Source organism: Microbacterium deferens, assembly GCF_045517775.1.
Lineage (GTDB): Bacteria > Actinomycetota > Actinomycetes > Actinomycetales > Microbacteriaceae > Microbacterium.
The window spans coordinates 919,573-939,204 of record NZ_JBEUWT010000001.1 but is presented as its reverse complement, the minus strand read 5'-3'; the positions used below and the strand labels follow the sequence as shown (position 1 = coordinate 939,204).

The following is a 19,632-nucleotide window of genomic DNA, read 5'->3' as shown; positions in this document are numbered from 1 at the left end:
TTCGGATGGCGTGGGCCGAGGCGATTATCCTGGACGAGTGTTCCTCGGCATCGATACCTCCCTCGGCACGTCCGTCGCCGTCGTCGAGGACGACGGGGTCATCGTCGCCGAAGCGTCGAGCGAGAACCCGCTCGGGCACGCCGAGGTCATCGGCGACCTGCTCGCGCGGGTCGTGGGGGAGTCGTCCGCGCCGCTGACGCATGTCGCGGCGGGCATGGGTCCCGGCCCCTTCACGGGGCTCCGCGTCGGCATCGCGGCCGCCCGCGCCTTCGCCCTCGGGCGGGGGCTGCCGGTCGTCCCCGTCGCCAGTCACGACGCCGTCGCCCTCGGCGTCCTCCTGCGCCGCGCGCTCGTCGACGGTCTCGACGCCGACTCCGCCCGCTTCGCCGTCGTCACCGACGCGCGCCGACGCGAATTCGCCTACTCGGTCTACGACGGGCTCGATGACGACGGCCTCCCGGTGCGGGAGGTCGGCCCGACGCTCGTCCCGCGCGACGACCTCGATCGCGTGCTCACAGACCTCGACGTCACGCGGCTGGACGCCGCATCCGTCCCGGCGGCCATGGTCGCGCTGATGGGTGCGCGCTCCGTCGCCGCCGGCCGAGAGGTCGCCGCCTCCGAACCCCTCTACCTCCGCGCCCCCGATGTCACCGTGGGCGGCGCGCGCAAGCGGGTGGGCTCGTGAATCTGCGTCCTGCCACCGTCGACGATCTCGACGCGATCATGGTGCTCGAACGCGCGTCGTTCCAGGGCGATGCCTGGTCGCCGGCCGTCATGCGCGCGGAGCTCGCCTCGGTGCACAACTGGTACGTGGTCGCCGAGGCACCCGGGCGTCTCGACGGCTATGCCGGCCTGCGCGCTCCCAGGGGGAGCACCGACGCCGACATCCAGACCATCGCGCTCGCCGCATCCGCCCGCGGGCGGGGGCAGGGAAGGGCGCTCCTGCGCGAGCTGTTGGGAGAGGCCGAGCGTCGCCGCATCCGCGAGGTGTTCCTCGACGTCCGCGACGACAACGCCACGGCCCAGAACCTCTACCGCTCGGAGGGATTCGTGGAGATCGGCCGACGCCCCAACTATTACCCCGACGGCAACGTCGACGCCGTGGTCATGCGGCTCGATGTCGCAGCGTGGCGTGCCGCGACGAACCCGTCTGCCACCGACGCGGGAGCGTGCACGTGAGCGGGCCGCTGGTGCTGGGTATCGAGACCAGCTGCGACGAGACGGGCATCGGCATCGTGCGGGGCCGCGAGCTGCTGTCGAACACCATCGCGTCCAGCATGGACGAGCAGGCCCGGTACGGCGGCGTCGTGCCCGAGGTCGCTGCCCGCGCGCACCTCGAAGCGCTGCAGCCGTCGATCGAGGCGGCCCTCGCCGAAGCATCCGTGACGCTCGACGACCTCGACGCGATCGCGGTGACGAGCGGGCCGGGTCTCGCCGGCGCCCTCATGGTGGGAGTGGGCGCGGCGAAGGCGCTCGCCGTGTCGCTCGGAAAGCCGCTCTACGCCGTCAATCACCTCGTCGGGCACATCGCCGCCGACATCCTCACCGAAGACGCCGACCGTCTCGAATACCCCACGGTCGCCCTCCTCGTCAGCGGCGGTCACACGTCGCTGCTGCTCGTGCGAGACCTCACGAGCGACGTCGAACTGCTCGGTGAGACCGTCGACGATGCCGCGGGCGAGGCGTTCGACAAGGTCGCGCGCGTGCTGGGGCTGCCCTATCCCGGGGGGCCCGAGATCGACCGTGCCGCGGCCGAGGGCGACCCGCTCGCGATCCGATTCCCCCGCGGCCTCTCGCGGGCATCCGACATAGCCGAGCACCGCTACGACTTCTCGTTCTCCGGGCTCAAGACCGCCGTCGCGCGCTGGGTGGAGCAGCGGGAGGACGCGGGCGAGCCCGTGCCGGTGGCCGACGTCGCGGCGTCTTTCCGAGAGGCCGTGGTCGACGTGCTGGTGACCAAGGCGCTCGACGCGTGCGCCCGTCACGGCGTGCCCCGCCTGCTGCTCGGGGGCGGCGTCATCGCCAACCGGCGCCTGCGCGACGTCGCACTGGAGCGTGCCGAGGCGGCGGGCGTCACCGTCCGCATCCCGCCGCTGAGCCTGTGCACCGACAACGGCGCCATGATCGCCGCGCTCGCGGCCGAGCTCATCACCGCCGGCCGCGAACCCTCCACCCTGGCGTTCGGCGCCGATTCGACGCTCCCCGTGACGGAGATCCAGGTATGAGCGACCACGAGCGTCTCGACGACGGCGCCCCCGTGCTGCCCGGACCGCCGCCCCCCGTGCCCGACCTCGACGCGGTGTCGGCGTCGGTCGAACGGCGTCGACGCGCGACGGTCCCTGTGCCCGAAGAGCTCGAACGCCCCGTCGAGACCGACGGTGCCACCGCTGTGCTCGCCGTCGATGATGTGGCCGTCGACGACGTGGCCGTCGCGACCGCCCACGAGGCGCCGCAACGCTCGCCGCGCCCCGTCGTAGGGCCGTGGGCGCTCGGGCTCGCGATCGTGTCGCTCGCTGCTTCGTTCGTCGGGGGATGGATGCTGCCGCTCGGGCTCGTCGCGATCGTGACGGCGATCGTCGCCTCGCGCCGACCGGTCGAGCGTCGGGGCATCGTCGTCTGGGCGATCGTGCTCGGCGCGCTCTCGGTGCTCTACAGCGCCGGCTGGCTGCTGTGGGCAGCCTCGCGCGCCGGCCTCATCGGCTGACCACCCCGCGTCGCCGCCCCGCGTCCCCGCCCCGCCGCGCCCCGCGTTCCCCTGTCACGTATCGCGGATCGCACCCGCCGTCTGCGACAGGAGAGCGAAAAAGAAGAAGCTCCCCTGTCGCGAACGGCGTGTGTGAAGGGCCAATCGCGACAGGGGAGCGGACGCAGGGGAGCGGATGCAGGGGAGCGGATGCGGCGGGGGAACGGGCGTCAGGACACCCGGTCGGCGAGGAGTGCGAGACGGCGCGAGCCGATCCGCGTGAGCAGGAGCGTCGCGGAGTCGTCGCCGTGTAGTCGGAGCTTGCCGCGGAGCGTCGCGGGATCGACGTCGACCCCCCGCTTCTTGATCTCGAGGGTGCCGATGCCTCGCGCGCGCAGCACCTTGGCCAGCGCACGGGTGTCGGACGGCACCTCTTCTCGCACGCGGAACGACGAGACGAACGGGCTCGTCAGCGCCGCATCCGAGGTGAGGTATGCCATGCCGGGCGAGAGCATGCCGGCCTCGAGTGCGCGTGCGACATCGCCGATCAGGCGCGCGCGGATCACGGCTCCGTCGGGCTCGTGCACGAACGCGCCGAGTTCGCGAACATCGACGTCTTCGGCGTCGGCGGGGCTCGTAATCTCCCACGACTGCTCGCCCCGTGTCACGAGTGCGGCTCGCCGCGCGCCCTCCCGGGCCAGCGTTCCCGACCACAGCACGAGCTCGACGGTGGAGCCGTCGGCGCTGACCCACTGTGCTTCGAGGTCGTCGGGGATCGTGTCGCGGTCGAAGGCGGGACCGAGCTTCATCCCGCCGGGAAGACGCCGCAGCTGCGCGAAGGCCCAGTCCAGCGGCGGGGAGTAGTCGGCGACCGACACGCGACTCGTCTCGGTGTGTCCGGCCGTGCGCCGAGCGGGGTCGAGCCACACGGCGTCGACGCCCGCCAGGTCCGCGGTCTCGGCCGTCGCGTGCCGCACCTCGACGGCATCGCCGAAGGGCGCCAGGTTGTACGCGGCGATCGCAGAGGTCACCTCGTCGGCGTCCACCGCCCGAACCCGCAGTCCGAGCGCGGCGAACCCCATCGCGTCGCCGCCGATACCGCAGCCCAGGTCGGCCACGCGCGAGACGCCCGCGTCGCGAAAACGCGCCGCGTGCCTCCCGGCGATCGACAGGCGGGTGGCCTGTTCGAGGCCCGCCTTGGTGAACAGCATCCGCTCGGCGAACTCTCCGAACTTCGCCGTCGCCCGGGTGCGCAACCGGGACTGCCCGACGACCGCCGAGACGAGTTCGGGGGAGTGACCCGCTGCTCGAAGCCGCGACACCGTCTGCGCCACGTCGCCCGAATGGGCCGCCGTCTCGTCGAGAAGGCGGAGGCCGTCGGGGGTCAACAGGGCGGTCAGTTCGGCGATGTCCATCGGATCCACCCTAGGTCGGCGCCGTGGCGCGCATCCGCAAACCCCCTACCCGGGGATCCCCCGGAGCCCGAAACCCCCTCGGGGCCCCCGGGAGATCCCGGAGGCATCCCCGATGTGCCTACGCGGGGGTGCTCCTACTTTGAGATGACACAGACCACTGTCGGGCTCCGGCCCTGAGCAAAGGGAATAGAAATGCCAGATGAGATCAACGTCGGCGACATCTTCGACTCGGGCAACTCCGCAGTCATCGACTCCGGCAACACCACCGAGGAGAACAACGAGCTGAACGTCGGTGTCGTCGTCGACAACGCGTTCAACGAGGACAACTCGGTCAACGACTCCGGCAACCTGGGCGTCGACGTGAACGACTCGTTCAACGAGACCACCGACACCGAGGTCACCAACGAAGACTGGGACATCGACAACTCGGGCAACACCGAGACCGTCGAAGAGGACAACTCGGTCAACGACTCGTTCAACGACGAGTCCGACAACTCGGTCAACGACTCGTTCAACGACGAGTCGGTCAACGACTCGCACAACACCCTCACCTACACCTCGTGGGACGACCACTCCATCAACGCCGGCAACCGTGAGTACAACACGGGCTTCGGCGACCTGCACTTCGGCGGCGCAGCGGGCGCTGCCGCGGCCGGTGGCGGCGAGACCCACATCTGGAGCCAGAGCACGATCGTCGACCAGTCGGTCAACAGCAACATCGTCTCGGGCGGCGACGTCCTCGGTTTCTCGGGCAACTCGGCCGTGGTCGCGTCCGGTGAGGACGCGATGGCCGCCGGCGGCGACATCACCGTCACCACGTCGCTCGACACCTCGACCAACATCGACGCCGAGGGTGACGTCAACATCGGCAACGAGACGACGATCAGCAACGTAGTCGGCTCGCACAACTCCTACCTCGACGAGTCGGTCACCACCGACGAGTCGGTCGTCATCGACGTGGACGACTCGTTCAACGACTACTCCGACAACTACGACCTGTCGGACTCGTTCAACGACTTCACCGACATCGACAGCGACCTCACGGTCAACGCCGATGTCGACCTCGTCGCCGACAGCGACGGCTCCGCGATCATCGACGGATCCGACTTCACCTTCTGATCGATCGACCCGGCCGCCGCGTTCGCGCGGCGGCCGGGTCATCCGCCCCCTCCACTTCCGCTTCGGAACACTCCTAGAAAGACACGGACATGCCTGACTTCTTCGCCGAAGACATCGCCGACTCGTTCAACACGGTCGAGTCGAACTCGAACAACACCAGCTCGACCACGAACAGCGCCACGGTCGGCTTCGACGTCACCGACGTCGGAAACACCGACGACTCGGTCAACGACAGCGGCAACACCGCCATCGGACTCGACAACGTCGGCAACGTCGACGAGACCACCACCGAGACCAACACCACCATCGGTGTCACCGACTCGTTCAACGAGTTCTTCGAAGAGACCGACAACTCGATCAACAACTCGGGCAACGACCTCTCCGACAACTCGATCAACGACTCGGGCAACGACAGCTCGATGAACAACTCGGGCAACTCGTACAGCTTCGACATCACCGACGACCACTCGATCAACGCCGGCAACCGCGACTACAACACCGGCTTCGGCGACCTGCACCTCGGTGGGGGCGCCGGCGGCGGCGGCGACCTGTGGATCAACAACTCGGCGACGATCGTCGACCAGTCGGTCAACGGCAACATCGCGGCCGAGGGTGACGTCGCATTCGGCGGTGCCAGCGAAGCGGTCGTCGCGTCGGGCGAGGGTTCGTGGGCTGCGGGCGGCGACATCTCCGTCACCCAGACGCGCGACGACTCGACCAACATCGACGCCGGCGGCGACGTGAACATCGGCAACACGACGACGATCTCGAACGAGCTGTTCTCGAACAACTCGTACACCGACTCGTCCGAGTACACGGATGCTTCGCAGGACTGGGACGTCACCGACTCGTTCAACGACGACTCGACCAACGTGGCCGTCGACAACTCGTTCAACGACGAGCTGACCGAGACGAACACCAGCGCGTGGGACATCGACGCCGACGTGATCTGGGGCAGTGACGACTCCGTCATCGCCGACGACGTGAGCGTGGACGTCGACTTCGACGCTCTGTGAGCACTCCCGTGAGGGTCTTCGCGACCTGATCGAACCGATGACCCCGGTGGCTGCCCCTGCCACCGGGGTCATCGCTCCGTTCACGGCCCTGCGTAGGCGAAAACAGGCGACAATGGCATCACCCCGGTGTGATGCGACGAAGGAGATCTCGGATGAGCCAGACCGTTCCTGCGACCACCGATCAGAGCACCACCGCCGGAGACGACACCTCTCCTACCGCGGTCGAGCTGGCGAACAAGGATCTCGTGGTCCTCGTCGAGCGCACGAAGGGCTTCACATCCGTCGCGGGGCGGGAGGACCTGGCCGAACGCCTCGACCAGACCCGCGCCCGCCTTCTCGACCCCCAGGTGCGGGTCGTCATCGTGGGCCAGTTCAAGCAGGGCAAGAGCAAGCTCGTCAACGCGCTCGTGAACGCGCCGGCCTGTCCCGTCGACGACGACGTCGCCACCAGCGTTCCGACGTACGTCTCCTACGCAGACGAGGCTTCGGCCGTCGTCCTCACCCGCGACGACAGCGGGGTCGAGCCCCGCGTGGAACGCACGACCATCCCGCTCACCGATCTCGCCGAGTACGTCTCGGAGCGCGGCAACCCGAACAACGCCCGCGACATCCTCGCCGCCGAGGTCATGCTCCCGCGCGAGATCCTCCGCGGCGGGCTCAAGCTCATCGACTCGCCCGGCGTCGGAGGGATCGAGTCGACCCGTTCGGTGAGCACTCTGGCCGCCCTGTCGACCGCGCACGCCGTGCTGCTGGTCTCCGACGCATCGCAGGAGTACACCGAGCCCGAGGTGCAGTTCCTCAAGCACGCTCTGCGGGTGTCCCCGAACGTGGCCGCCGTGCTCTCCAAGACCGACGTGTACCCCGAGTGGCGCCAGATCGAGCGCATCGACCGATCGCACCTCGGTGCTGTCGGCAAGATCCCGATCTTCGCCGTCTCGAGCGATCTGCGCCTGACCGCGGCCGACGAGCAGGACCGGGAGCTCAATGAGGAGTCGGGGTTCCCGGCTCTCGTGACACATCTTCGTCGCGACGTGCTCGGCAAGGCCGAGGCGCTGCACCAGCGCGCGGCGATGCACGACCTCATGTCGGTCACCGACCAGCTCTCGCTCAGCGTCAAGACGGAGCTGAACGCGCTGCTGCACCCCGAAGACACCCCGCAGATGATCGCCCGTCTCGACGAGGCCAAGGCGCGGGCCGACGAGTTCCGCGGGCGTTCCTCCCGGTGGCAGGTCGCACTCGGCGACGGTATCGCCGATCTCATCTCCGACACCGAGCACGACCTCCGCGACCGACTCCGCAAAGTCCAGCGCGAGGCCGAGGCGTCGATCGATGAGGGCGACCCCGGTCCGATCTGGGACCAAATCACCGAGTGGCTCGACCAGCGGGTCTCCGCCGCCGTGTCGGAGACGTTCGTCTGGACGAACGAGCGCTCCCAGTGGCTCGCGGAGCGGGTCGCCGAGGAGTTCATCACCGAGGAGGCGGGCATCCCCCTCATCCGCGTCGGCGACACCGACGGTCTGCTCGATCCCGTCGAAGACATGCAGGGCATCCAGGAGGGTCGCCTCGGCGCTGCTGAGAAGATCTACATCGGCGTCCGCGGTTCCTACGGCGGCGTGCTGATGGCGGGTCTCGCGACCAGCCTCGTCGGACTGTCGCTGCTCAACCCGATCTCGTTGCTGGTCGGTGTCGTGGTCGGACGCCGCGCATATAAAGAGGACATGTCGAACCGCCTCAACCGCCGGCAGGCCGAGGCGAAGAACCTCGTGCGCCGTCACATCGAAGACGTCGTGTTCCAGGTGGGCAAGCAGCTCAGAGACCGCCTGAGGTCGGTGCAGCGCGCCGCCCGCGATCACTTCGGCGGTATCGCCGACGAGCTGCACCGCTCGCTCTCCGATTCCGTGCTCGTCGCCAAGCAGGCGGCGGTGACCTATCAGAGCGACCGCGACTCACGGGTGAAGCAGCTGGAGATGCATCTCAACCGCATCGAGGCCCTCCGCAAGGAGATCCCGGCCCTGGTCTCCGGCGAGAGCACCGCGAAGAAGTCCATCCGATGAGCCGGGCGGGACTCGCCGACGCGGCGACCCTCGTAGAGGAGGCTCTCGAGCTCTACGCCGATGACCGCGTCGCGGTCGCGTCGCTCGAGCGGCACGCGCGCCGACTCCGTGAGCCGCTGCGGCTGGCCGTGGCGGGCATGGTCAAGGCGGGCAAGTCGACCGTGTTGAACGCCCTCATCGGCGAGCAGATCGCGCCCACCGACGCCGGTGAGTGCACCAAGATCGTCACCTGGTACCGCTACTCGGTCTCGGCGCGCATCACCGCCCACCTGAAGGGCGGAGGGGAGACGCGCTTGCCCGTCAAGCGCGCCGACGGTGCCCTGGTGATCGAACTGGGCGCGTTGACGGCCGACCAGGTCGAGTGGATCGACGTCGCGTGGCCCTCCGAGAGCCTCCGCTCCCTCGTGATCATCGACACCCCCGGCATCGCCTCGCTGTCGCAGGACGTCTCCGCTCGCTCGCACGCGTTCCTCGCTCCCGACGATGCGCCGTCCGACGCCGACGCCATCCTCTACCTGCTGCGGCACATCCACGCATCCGACATCGGATTCCTCGAGGCCTTCCGCGATAACGCGGCCGGTTCGTCGCAGACGGTGAACGCCGTCGCCCTGCTGTCGCGGGCCGACGAGATCGGCTCCGGTCGCATCGACTCGCTGCTGTCGGCCGCTCGCGTGGCCGACAGGTATCGACGCGACGGCGAGCTGCGGGCCCTCGCGCTCGGCTGCATCCCCGTGGCGGGTCTGCTCGCCGAGGGCGCGCGAGCGCTCCGAGAGAGCGAGTTCGCCGCGTTCCGTGAACTCGCGAGCCTCGACAGGGCCACGCGAGACCGGATGCTGGTGTCGGTCGATCGATTCACCCGACCCTCCACCGCGACAACCCTGTCGGTCGAGGAGCGCAAGCGCCTGCTCGCCCGCTTCGGCATCTTCGGCGTCCGCCTCGGTTCCGCGCTGGTGCGCGCGGGAGCATCCAGTTCGACCGACCTCGCCCAGCGCCTCGTGCAGCAGAGCGGTTTGCTCGAGGTGCAGCAGTTCATCGTCGAGCAGTTCCGCGCGCGGGCATCCGTGCTGAAGACGCGGGCCGTGCTGGCGGGTCTGGAAGACCTGCTGCGCGAGAAGCCCCGAGACGGCTCCGAAGACGTGCGTGCGGGCCTCGAGCGCCTGGTAGCGACGAACCACGAGCTGCGCGAACTGGTGCTGCTGTCGGAATTCCGAACGACGATCCCGCGGCTGGAGCCCGCAGATGCCGTCGAGGCCGAGCGCATCATCGGCGGCTCCGGCACGGCGGTCGCCGCGCGCCTCGGGCTCACCGACTCGGCGCGTACCGACGAGGTGCGCGAGACGCTCGCCTCGTCGCTGGCGAAGTGGCGGACCCTCAGCGAATCGCCGCTGAGTGATCGCGCCACGATCGAGATCTGCCGGGTGGTGATCCGCAGCCTCGAGGGGATCGCCTCACAGGTCGGAGCTGCTCCCGGAGCCGATCGGTCCCCGGCGGATGTCGTGGCCGCGGGCAGTCCAGCGTAGGGCCGGCGGGAACAGCCCGATCAGCAGGCCCAGGAGGGCCAATCCGAGCTGGATGAGCATGATGCGCTCCAGCGGAATGCCCCGATCGCCGACGGCGAGCAGTTCGCGCGCGATGAGCACGACTCCCGCCTGCGTCAGCAGGACACCGAACTGCCACCACCGCACGTTCGGGCGGCGGTTGGAGAACGACACCTGCAGCATGATCTGGATGAACAGCAGCAGCACCTGCATGCCGAAGAGCACCCAGAAGATGATGTCGGCCGCGGCGGTGTAGGTCTCGTCGGCTCGCGTCGCATCGACGGCCTTCACGATGTCGATGATCGCGGGCAGCTGCGCCTCGCGGATGATGAACATGTAGACGACGACCACGGCGCCCACCGCCATGCTCAAGATCCAGGCGACCTGACTCAGACCGACGGTGAAGGGGAGAGGGAGCTTCACGATGACGGGCGCACCGGGCTTGTCGGCGACAGACGGTCGCGCGGGCGGCTTGCGCTCCTCGAAGTCGTCATCGTCGTCGGGATCGTTCCCGCGGCTCGCCGGAGTGTATGCCCGCGAACGCGCGAGGGCCCGGCCCGCAGAATCATCGGATCTGCGGGCCAGGCCGTCGGACGGTGTCATCGACTAGAAGGTGTCGTCTGCCGACGAGTCGTCCACGATGACCGTGTCGGTCGAGTCGAAAACGGCGTCGCTGTTGACGGTCGTGTCGACGTCGGTCGTCTCGGTGCTCGTGTCGTTCAGCGAGTTGTCGACGTCGACGTTGGTCGAGCTGTCGTTCGCCGAACCGTCGAGGGCGACGTCGGTGGAGGTGTCCGTCGTCGTCGACGCATCCGTGGCTTCGTTGTACGAGTCATCGATGTCGGTGACGTCGGTGTCGTTGCCGACGTTCGCGTCGCCGCCGGCGTTGATGGTGGTCGAGTTGTCCTGCGTCTTGTCGATGGCGATGTCATCGCCCGCTGCCATCGAGCCGTCGCCCGAAGCGACGTTGGCCTCGTTGTCGAAGAGCTGGTTCACATCGCCCTCGGCCCAGATGTTCTGGTTGACCGACTGGTCGATGATCGTGTCGCGGTCGTCGATCGACGTGAACTGGTTGGTGATGTTCTTGATCTCGCGCACCACGGGGTTGTCCGGCGTGTGGTGCTCGGGGGTCGGCGCGGGAGTCGGCTTCGGCGAGGGGATGACGTCGTGACGCTCCACCAGCACGGGGGCGACCGAGCACACATCTGCGTGGCTGACGGAACTGAGCCCACGCGAGGCCAGCATCCCATCGGGATCCTCCTCGAACTCTGCGGCGGCCTCAGGGTCGCGCAGAAGGCTCAGGATGAATTCGATCAGCGCGTCGGCGACACTGGCCAGGGTTACGCTCATGCTCGGCTCCTTATGAAGATCTTTGTATTCGAACAGTACGACCGGCGCGCGATTCGCGCGTCGGGGTTACCCCCGAAGTGGTGAGAACCCCAGTAGGGGTTCCGGGGGGAAGCTAGGGGAACGACATGACGAGCCCGCTTCGCAGCGACGCGGTTCACGCGGAGACTCGTTCGCGCGCGGAGGAATCCTCCGCGGTGAGAGCCGCACGCAGCTTCGCGATCAGGTCGGAACGGGTCGTCGCCCCCAGCCGCCGGCGGATGCGGGCGATGTGGTGCTCAGCCGTTCGAGGCGAGATGAAGATCGATTCGCCGATCTCCACATACGTCTTGCCCTGCAGCACGAGCTCGGCGACCTCGCGCTCCCGCGGGCTCAGCGATGCGCCGTGCGCTGCGGGGGGAGTGGAGGAAGGCTGATCCGTCGACTCGGCGGGTGCGGCAGCGGGGCGCGACTCCTCGCGGGGGTGCAACTGCCGCGCACACGCCAGGAGACGCGAGATCGCCCGTTTGTCGTCGGTACGGCCTGCCGCGTGTCCGGCGAGCCGTGCTCCGTCCCACGCGAGTCCGACCGATGCGAGCCCGAGAGCGGCAGCCTCGACCACGTCGGGGTCGACCTTGCCGGCGAGGACAGCCGTCCACACCCTTCCGGCCTGCGCCATCTGCGCGGCGAGCGCGTTGGTCCCCGCCGCTTCGACGAGTGCGCGAGCGTGAGGACGTAGGTCGTCGGGCTGGCCACGGAGGATGCCGCGCTGGATGCCGGTCCAGTGCAGTGGCACGCCCCAGACGCTGCCCTTGCTCAGCCGGGCGACGCTCTCGAGCGCTCGCTGGAAGTGGGGATCCATGCGCGCCTCGTCGCCGACGCGTACCGCCGCCAGCACGAACTCGCCCAGGGGCAGGATGCTGAAGACGTCGAACTGCGACCGCATCACGTTCGAGCGCGCGCGTCGCCACTGCGCGGTCAGCTCCCCCAGGTCTCCGTAGCGACGGGCGATGGCCACCGACAGTGCGCTCGCGAGCGTCGCGTCGCGCGGTGAGAGCGGGCGAGGGGCCGCCAAGGCCTGCGCCAGCGCGGCCTCGGCGTCGACGCGGTGTTCGCACTGCAGCGACACCCACGAGCTCCACAGGAGCAGACGCGGACGCGCCCACGGTCCGCCGTGGCCGCGAGCGACCGCGTCGGCGATGACGGAGTGCGCGACATCGAGCTCGCCGATATTCAGCGCCATCAGCGTCGCGATGACGGCGGGGAGCTCCCCGATCGGCGCCGCCGTTCCGGATGCGGAGTACACCTCCGCGGCGCGTACGAGGTCGACGAGTGCGTACTGCGCCGATGCGGTGGTGCTCTCCTGGACTCCGCGTGCCATCAGGTCGAGAGAGACGGAGAGCGTGGACGGCATCGTCGGCGCTCCATCGTGCACCTTCTTCGCGTCGTCGAGCGCGACCGGGTCGCCCGCGGCCAGAGCGACGGTCGCGGCCCGGGCCGCCGAGTCGCTTCCGAGGCGGCCCGAGGCGCGGTAGACGGCGGCCGCCGATTCGACGTCTCCGCGAGCGGCCCAGATCGACGCCGACAGATCGATGGCGCGATCGCGATCGGGGTGGGCGGTGTCGAGGTCGATTCCCTCCAACAGCGCCGCCGCCGTGTCGATGTCGCCGGCGACCCACGCGGCCGATGCCTCGCGGATGCGAACGGACAGGGGATCGGCGCCGGCACTGCCGGCCCGGCGGAAGAGCTCGGCCGCGGCGGCGGGATCGCGCGAGAGACTGGCGTCGCCCTCTCGCAGCAGCATCGCGGCGATCCGGTCGTCGCTGATCCCGTCGACGATCCCGTCTTCGAGATCCGATGCGGTGGGAGTCGATGTCACGTACAGGTCGACGATGCGAGCGATGGGCAGCGTCGCGCGCACCGCATCGGTCACCAGAGGGACGGGCCTGCCGTTGCGCTGCAGCATCCCTTCGCTGTATCCCGCGAAGAGGAGATCCTCCGACGCCGTCGCCGCTGAGGACGGCGACAGGCTGACGGCGACGACGGCCTCGGCGACCGCTTCGTCGATGCCCGCGAGTCGGTGGGCGATGACGTCCTGCAGATCGCCGGTGATGTGTCCGTGGTCGCCCGCGCCGCCGCAGGACGTGTCATGCACGCGGATCGCCTCGGCGACGAGCCACGGCGTACCGGCCGTGAGCGCGAGAATCGCCGCGACGCAGACGTCGCCGAGATCCGGCAGGTCTGCCAGGTCGTGGTGACTCAGGTGCCTGAGGACGACAGCGGGATGCGCGCGCTCGATCGTGTCGGCGAGCTGTCGCATCGCGGCGGTGCGCGGCCAGGGTCGCGAGGCGACGATGATCTGCGCCGACGGGTCGGCCAGCCAGTCGATCAGCGAGGTGAGCCGGCGCTCGTCGAGCCGGTGGGCGTCATCGAGGAAGACCACATCGGTGCCGTCGAGGTCGGCGGTATCGGAGTTCGTGCGCAGAAGGGTCGATGTCACCCCGCGGTCGGTCAACCGCCGTCGGGCGTGGCGGAGCAGCAGCGTCTTGCCCGAGCCGGCCGGACCGGTGATGATCGCCCGGCGCGGTTCGTCGCCGGAATCGATCAGCGCATCGAGCTGCTGGCGCGCCGCACGGCCCCACACGGGGTCTGCGGATCCGAGCGTTGCGAGGTCGAAAGGGCGTGACTGTGTCATGACGTTTCCCCCAGTCATTCGCGTCAGACGGCCGAGGCGGTCTCGGTGGGGGTGCTTTCCGGCGCGGGAGCCGGAGCCGGAGCCTCGGTGGCCGGTGGCGTTTCGACCGGGGGCTCGGGATCGGGGGTGACGGGCGGGGTCGACGGCTCAGGAGCCGGGTCGGCCGGGGGCGTCGTGGCCGGCGGTGCGCTCGGCTCCTGGGTCGGCGTCGTGGTCGGCGTGGACGGTGTCGTCGGCGGTGTCGTCGCGGGGGTCGATCCGCCACCGGTCGAGCCGCTGGGCGTGCTCGGCTGTGCGGTCGACGGGCTGCCACCCGAGCCCGACGAGGGGTTCGAGTTCGAACCCGCCTGGTTCGAGGTCGAGGGGTTCGTCGACGTGTTCGGCTTGCCTGAGGCGCGCGTCGGTGTCTTCGAGGTGTTCGACTTCGAGGTGTTCGACTTGGGCTTCTGCGTCGAGTTGTTCGGGGTCGACGGGGCGGCGATCTCGAGCACGGGAACGTCGCTGATCGGCGCATTGACGCCGAAGGGCGTCTCGACGACCTCATCGTCGGAATCCATCGCTGACAGGCTGCCCGCGGCCAGGGCGTCGTTGAAAAACGCCGCGCCCTGCCCTGAGGCCTGCACCGGCTGCTCGGCGTTGCCGGCCAGGGCGGCGACGCCCGACAGCGTCACGCCCGCCGCGAGGACGACGACGCCCACCGTGACAGCCGCGGCGGCAGGACCGCGCCCGAACCACCGGACGCGAGACTTCTGCTGAGGGCGGGGTGCGGGAACGTGGCGGGCCTCGTCGAGCAGCGTCGACAGTTCCTCGGCGGGGTCGGCCTGTGCGCGGGCGAGCGCCGGCGGAGCCTCCTCGCCCTCGAACTCGGCGGCGGCGGCGCGCGCGGCCCCGAACGCGACGACGGCCTTCGGGTCGGCGTCGACGGCGATCGCGACGTCGACGCGCTCGGAGAGCAGTTGGGCGACGCGGGGGATCCGCGACGATCCGCCGACGAGGAGGATCGCATCCAGGCGATCGGCACGCAGGGACGCCGACTCGATCGACTGCTCGAGAGCGTCGGTGGTGCGCTCGATCTGCGCCTCGATCATGGCCTCGAACTCGGCACGGGTCACGCGCACCGAGGTCGACCGCCCACCGAGCAGTACGGGGATGACGGTCTCCGAGTCGAACGACAGCGACTCCTTCGCATCCACGCACTCCCGACGCAGAGCGGCGAGTGCGACGCGCGCGCCGGGGTCGGTGGCCAGGACGTCCGCCGAGATACCCGCGGCCGTCATCACGTGGCGAAGGAGCAGGTCGTCGAAGTCGGCGCCGCCGACGTCGGACAGTCCCGACGCGGGCGACACGATACGCAGCGCGCCCTTCTTGTCTTTACGCACGACGACGGCGTCGAACGTGCCGCCGCCGAGGTCGTAGACGGCGAGTGCTCGACCGGTCTCGAGCGGGTTGACGTGGTCGTAGTGACGCGCCGCCGCCTCCGGCTCGGGAATGAGGTTCACGTCTCGCCAGCCCTCGTGGGCGATGGCTGCGCCGACGCGCTCGGAGCGGTATTCGCCCCAGGCAGCGGGCACGGTCACGCTGATCGCCGACGGCGAGCGTCCTTCGCGCTCGCTCACCGTCTCGGTGACCCAGGTCACGACGTGCGCGAAGAGCTGTTCGGCGGTGAAGCTCTGGTCGCCGGCGACGACGGGAACGTCGTCGCCGACGCGCCTCTTGAACTCGCGGATGAGCCGGTCGGGCTGAGTCAGCCCGCGGCGCTCCGCGGCATCGCCGAAGAGCAGTCCGCTCTCGCCGACGAACACCGCCGTCGACGCGTGATCGGAGTGCCGCCCCAGCGGCACCGAGGTGACTGTCGTCACACCCCCCGAACGCTGCGAGACGGCAGCAGCCGTCCGCGTCATCCCAACATCGATCGCAAGAAAATATGGAGCACGCATGTACCGAATCCCCCTCGGCGAGCGCGTTAACGCCTCGCCAAGAAACCGAAGCGCCTTAGCTTCAGGTTCTCTTCCAGTGCCGGATCGTGCCCCTTACGACTCCGACGTCGTGGGGAAATGATGACACACGCCCACGCACGAAAAAAGGGGGGTAGCGCTCGGGGTGCGGGGTATGCAACGCGCGGTCACACGAGGAACGTTCGCTGGCACTCGCGTTGCGAGAGTGCCAGCACTTCTCTAGACTCGGGTTTAGCACTCTCCCCGCGTGGGTGCTAATGAGTCTTCCGTACCGAAGCGTCAAGAAAGAAGAGGTAGACCGTGTCGGTTTCCATCAAGCCGCTCGAAGACCGCATCGTCATCCAGCAGGTCGAGGCAGAGCAGACCACGGCCAGTGGTCTCGTCATCCCCGACACTGCCAAGGAGAAGCCCCAGGAGGGCGAGGTCGTGGCTGTCGGCCCCGGCCGCATCGACGACAACGGCAACCGTGTTCCGATCGACGTCGCCGTCGGCGACCGCGTCATCTACAGCAAGTACGGCGGCACCGAAGTGAAGTTCGGCGCCGACGACTACCTCGTGCTCTCGGCGCGCGACGTCCTGGCGGTCGTCGTTCGCTGATCGCCTCCTCGCGAGTCGGGAAAGGCCCGGATGCTTCGGCATCCGGGCCTTTCTGCGTGTACCGGAGGTGCACGTGTGCCGTGTGGGGCGGCTCCCGCGTTGCAAGGGGCGCGTACGAAGAAGCCGTCGTGAGTGCTTCGACGCGGACGGCCGATCGGATTGACCCCATGACGGGCCTAGGCTGGCAGCGTGAACGACCGTGCCGGTGCTTCCACGCCCGCGGCGCGGACCCCCTCCCGTGAAATCGCGATCGGTGGCGTCTACGCCTTCGTCGCCTATCTCCTCTGGGGATTCCTTCCCCTGTACTTCCTGACCCTCGCACCCACGGGCGCGTGGGAGGTCGTCGCCTGGCGGATCGTGCTCTCGCTGGTGTTCTGCGCGATCCTGCTCTTCGTCGTCCGCGGGTGGTCGGCGCTCTGGCGGATTGTTCGGCAACCCCGTCTTCTCGGTCTCACGGCGCTCGCCGGCGCCCTGATCTACGTCAACTGGCAGGTCTTCCTCCTCGGCACGCTGAGCGGTCACGTCATCGAGACGAGCCTCGGCTACTTCATCAACCCCATCGTCACGGTGCTGCTCGGGGTTCTCGTTCTGCGAGAGAAGCTGCGGATCACACAGTGGATCGCGATCGGCATCGCCGTGGTGGCCGTGCTCGTTATCGTGGTGGGCTATGGCACGTTCCCCTGGATCGCGCTGTCGCTGGCCTGCTCCTTCGGGCTGTACGGCCTCGTGAAGAAGAAGATCGGGCCGGCCGTCGATGCCGTCAGCGGCCTGACGCTCGAATCCTTCTGGCTGTTCCCGATCGCCATCGTCCAGCTCTGCATCGTCGCGGCCACGAGCGGGCTGACGCTCTTCACCGCCGGCGCCGGCCACGCGGCGCTCCTGCTCATGGCGGGCGTGTTCACGGCCACGCCGCTGCTCTTCTTCGCGGCGGGCACCCGGCGCGCGCCCCTCACCCTGGTCGGGCTCCTGCAGTTCGTCGCGCCCGTGCTGCAGTTCGTCACCGGGGCATGGCTCCTCGGCGAACCCATGCCGTTCGAGCGCTGGGTCGGGTTCGCGCTGGTATGGGTGGCGCTCGCCGTCCTGACGGTGGACTCGCTCCTCGCCGCCCGGCGCGGCAGGCCCTCTGTCTCGGATGTCGCCGAGCTGACCTGACTCCGCCGCGGCTCGGGGCGCAGCATCCATCGAAAGTGCCCGATCTTGCCAGAAGTGCCCGAAATCGGGGACTCGATCGGCGGAAACGGGCACTATCGACGTTTGGCGAGGGTCTCCGCATAACGATTAGGTCGCGTTACACATCGTTAACGAACGGCAACACCGCCGAGACGAACAGACACATAGGTTTAGGGCACTGGGCCGGTCCCCGAATCGCGCCCGCAATCATTCACAGCAAGGAGCAACATGAGCGTCATTTCACGTTCGCGTGCCGGCAAGGTCCTGGGCGGCATCGCCCTGGTCGGTGTCAGTGCGCTCGTCCTGGCCGGCTGTGCCGGTGGCGGCGGAACCGCGGAGTCCTCGTCGCCCAACGCGGAGGTCGGTGGAGACCTGACGCTGAAGATCGGCACCGCGCTTCCGCAGACCGGCAACCTGGCCTTCCTCGGCCCGCCCGAAGAGGCCGGCGTCGCCTACGCGGAGTCCCTCATCAACGCCGAGACCGAAACGACCGGTCTCACGCTGGAGACCGTCTACGGCGACTCCGGTGACACCGACAACAAGGCCTACGAGACCACCATCCCCCGCCTCCTGGGCGAGGATGTCTCGGCGATCATCGGTGCGGCGTCCTCGGGAACGTCGCTCCAGTTCATCGACCAGGTCGTCGGTGCGGGCGTCATCCAGTTCTCCCCGGCCAACACGTCGGACGCGTTCACCACCTACGACGACAACGACCTGTACTTCCGCACGGCCCCGTCGGACGTCCTGCAGGGTGAGGTGCTGGGTAACCTCATCGCGGAGGGCGGCGCGCAGACGCTCGGCCTCGTGGTTCTGAACGACTCGTACGGCACCGGTCTCGCCAAGTACGTCTCGGAGGCCTTCGAGGCCGCCGGTGGCGAGGTCGTCGCAGAGTCGACCTACAACACCGGTGACACCACGTTCGACTCGCAGATCAGCGAGGTCCTCGCGGCCGCGCCCGACGCGATCGCTCTGATCACGTTCGACGAGGTCTCGACGATCCTGCCGAGCCTGTTCGGTCAGTTCCCGTCCGACAAGCTCTACTTCGTCGACGGCAACCTGAAGAACTTCGCCGACGCGTTCCCCGCGGGATCGCTCACCGGCGCGAAGGGAACGCTGCCCGGTCTGTCGATCGACTCGATCGGCGAGTTCACGGCGTCTCTCGACGAGTTCCAGTCGGCCGAGGGGCGCCCCGCGCTCGAGGACTACAGCTACGCGGCGGAGTCGTTCGACGCCACCGTGCTGCTCGCTCTCGCATCCCTCGCCGCCGGTTCGACCGACTCCGAGGCCATTGCAGCGAAGCTGCAGGAGGTCTCCGGTGGTTCGGGCGACGGCACGAAGTGCGAGTCGTACGCCGACTGCGCCGCGATCATCCTCGACGGCGGCACGGCCGACTACGACGGCATCTCGGGTCCGATCACGTTCGACGAGGTCGGCGACCCGACCGAGGCGTCGATCGGCATCTACGAGTTCGGCGAAGACAACAACTACGTCGCGTACGAGGGCTGATCCTCAGCATCCGCTCGACAGGAAGGGCCCCGGTCTTCGGACCGGGGCCCTTCCCCGTGGGTTCGGCTCTACCCCGGCGAGTACGCCGCGCTCTGCCCAGACCGCCCCGCCTCCATTCGCACGAACTCAGCGCCCCGCCTCCATTCGCACGAACTCTGGCGCCCCGCCTCCATTCGCACGAACTCAGGCGCCCCGCCTCCATTCGCACGAACTCAGGCTGAGCGGGCAGCGGACGTGCGAAACGCCCCTCCCCGGGCCGCGGGTCGCGCTCAGCCTGATTACTTGCTGCAGACCGGCAGCTCTCCGTCCGCGCAATTCGCGCGGGCCGGTTGGCCCCCGCCCGGCTCGGAGCTCGGCGGCACTCGTCTCGCACGCATCGAAGACCGGGGCGCTCTCTGCCACAACTCAGGCTGAGTCGTCGCGACGGATGCGACACGCCGCCGTGGTGGGGCTGGCCCCCAGGTTCATCCTGAGTACGTGCTCGGAGGTGACGCGGCGGACGGGGAGCGCGCACACGCACCTGCCATCCGCACCCCGTAGGGCCGGATGGCAGGTGCG

The 19,632-nt window shown here is 69.0% G+C and carries 16 protein-coding genes; 11 read left to right on the top strand and 5 right to left on the bottom strand.

The window, feature by feature from the left end:
* The first annotated feature begins 37 nt into the window (after positions 1–37).
* Genes tsaB through ABTU82_RS04470 form a run of 4 tightly spaced genes read left to right on the top strand, consistent with a single transcriptional unit; the run spans position 38 to position 2,704 of the window.
* Positions 38–685: a tRNA (adenosine(37)-N6)-threonylcarbamoyltransferase complex dimerization subunit type 1 TsaB gene (gene tsaB / locus ABTU82_RS04485; RefSeq protein WP_407171988.1), complete on the top strand. Its 648-nt coding sequence runs from the start codon at positions 38–40 to the stop codon at positions 683–685.
* Positions 682–1,179: a ribosomal protein S18-alanine N-acetyltransferase gene (rimI, locus tag ABTU82_RS04480; RefSeq protein ID WP_407171986.1), complete on the top strand. Its 498-nt coding sequence runs from the start codon at positions 682–684 to the stop codon at positions 1,177–1,179. The genes tsaB and rimI overlap by 4 nt, the downstream gene beginning before the upstream one ends.
* Entirely contained in the window at positions 1,170–2,225 is a 1,056-nt protein-coding gene (tsaD, locus tag ABTU82_RS04475) for a tRNA (adenosine(37)-N6)-threonylcarbamoyltransferase complex transferase subunit TsaD (RefSeq protein ID WP_407171985.1), read from the top strand. The genes rimI and tsaD overlap by 10 nt, the downstream gene beginning before the upstream one ends.
* Positions 2,222–2,704, top strand: coding sequence for a hypothetical protein (locus tag ABTU82_RS04470; protein ID WP_407171983.1), 483 nt, complete (start codon positions 2,222–2,224; stop codon positions 2,702–2,704). Before tsaD ends, ABTU82_RS04470 begins: the two co-directional genes overlap by 4 nt.
* Positions 2,705–2,913: 209 nt before the next feature.
* On the opposite strand, the gene ABTU82_RS04465 is transcribed toward ABTU82_RS04470, so the two are convergent.
* Positions 2,914–4,098, bottom strand: a complete 1,185-nt coding sequence (locus ABTU82_RS04465) for a class I SAM-dependent methyltransferase (RefSeq protein ID WP_407171982.1) — start codon at positions 4,096–4,098, stop codon at positions 2,914–2,916.
* 192 nt (positions 4,099–4,290) lie between these two features.
* Here ABTU82_RS04465 and ABTU82_RS04460 point away from each other — a divergent pair, with 192 nt between their 5' ends.
* The 4 genes from ABTU82_RS04460 (at position 4,291) to ABTU82_RS04445 (ending at position 9,807) form a co-directional block, all read left to right on the top strand.
* Positions 4,291–5,217, top strand: coding sequence for a hypothetical protein (locus tag ABTU82_RS04460; protein ID WP_116648652.1), 927 nt, complete (start codon positions 4,291–4,293; stop codon positions 5,215–5,217).
* Between the two features lie 89 nt (positions 5,218–5,306).
* Entirely contained in the window at positions 5,307–6,233 is a 927-nt protein-coding gene (locus tag ABTU82_RS04455; RefSeq protein ID WP_116648653.1) for a hypothetical protein, read from the top strand.
* Between the two features lie 152 nt (positions 6,234–6,385).
* Complete coding sequence (locus tag ABTU82_RS04450; RefSeq protein ID WP_407171980.1) at positions 6,386–8,287, top strand: dynamin family protein; 1,902 nt, start codon at positions 6,386–6,388, stop codon at positions 8,285–8,287.
* Entirely contained in the window at positions 8,284–9,807 is a 1,524-nt protein-coding gene (locus ABTU82_RS04445; RefSeq protein WP_407171978.1) for a dynamin family protein, read from the top strand. Before ABTU82_RS04450 ends, ABTU82_RS04445 begins: the two co-directional genes overlap by 4 nt.
* Here ABTU82_RS04445 and ABTU82_RS04440 read toward each other — a convergent pair.
* The 4 genes from ABTU82_RS04440 to ABTU82_RS04425 form a co-directional block, all read right to left on the bottom strand.
* A complete protein-coding gene (locus ABTU82_RS04440; protein WP_407171976.1) occupies positions 9,736–10,428 on the bottom strand; it encodes a hypothetical protein in 693 nt (230 codons plus the stop codon). The genes ABTU82_RS04445 and ABTU82_RS04440 overlap by 72 nt on opposite strands.
* Before the next feature lie 3 nt (positions 10,429–10,431).
* The gene (locus tag ABTU82_RS04435) at positions 10,432–11,175 is read right to left on the bottom strand and encodes an IniB N-terminal domain-containing protein (RefSeq protein ID WP_407171974.1); all 744 of its coding nucleotides are present in this window, start codon (positions 11,173–11,175) and stop codon (positions 10,432–10,434) included.
* Between the two features lie 154 nt (positions 11,176–11,329).
* A complete protein-coding gene (locus ABTU82_RS04430) occupies positions 11,330–13,846 on the bottom strand; it encodes a helix-turn-helix transcriptional regulator (RefSeq protein WP_407171973.1) in 2,517 nt (838 codons plus the stop codon).
* Between the two features lie 23 nt (positions 13,847–13,869).
* Entirely contained in the window at positions 13,870–15,705 is a 1,836-nt protein-coding gene (locus ABTU82_RS04425) for an Hsp70 family protein (protein WP_407171972.1), read from the bottom strand.
* Between the two features lie 396 nt (positions 15,706–16,101).
* Between ABTU82_RS04425 and groES the strand changes: the two genes are divergently transcribed.
* The 3 genes from groES (at position 16,102) to ABTU82_RS04410 (ending at position 19,074) form a co-directional block, all read left to right on the top strand.
* Positions 16,102–16,398 carry a co-chaperone GroES gene (gene groES, locus ABTU82_RS04420; protein ID WP_116648660.1) on the top strand — a complete coding sequence of 99 codons (297 nt, stop codon included), beginning with the start codon at positions 16,102–16,104 and terminating at the stop codon, positions 16,396–16,398.
* A 189-nt stretch (positions 16,399–16,587) separates the two neighbouring features.
* Positions 16,588–17,550: an EamA family transporter RarD gene (gene rarD, locus ABTU82_RS04415; RefSeq protein ID WP_407171970.1), complete on the top strand. Its 963-nt coding sequence runs from the start codon at positions 16,588–16,590 to the stop codon at positions 17,548–17,550.
* 246 nt (positions 17,551–17,796) lie between these two features.
* A complete protein-coding gene (locus tag ABTU82_RS04410; protein ID WP_407171968.1) occupies positions 17,797–19,074 on the top strand; it encodes an ABC transporter substrate-binding protein in 1,278 nt (425 codons plus the stop codon).
* Positions 19,075–19,632: the final 558 nt, after the last annotated feature.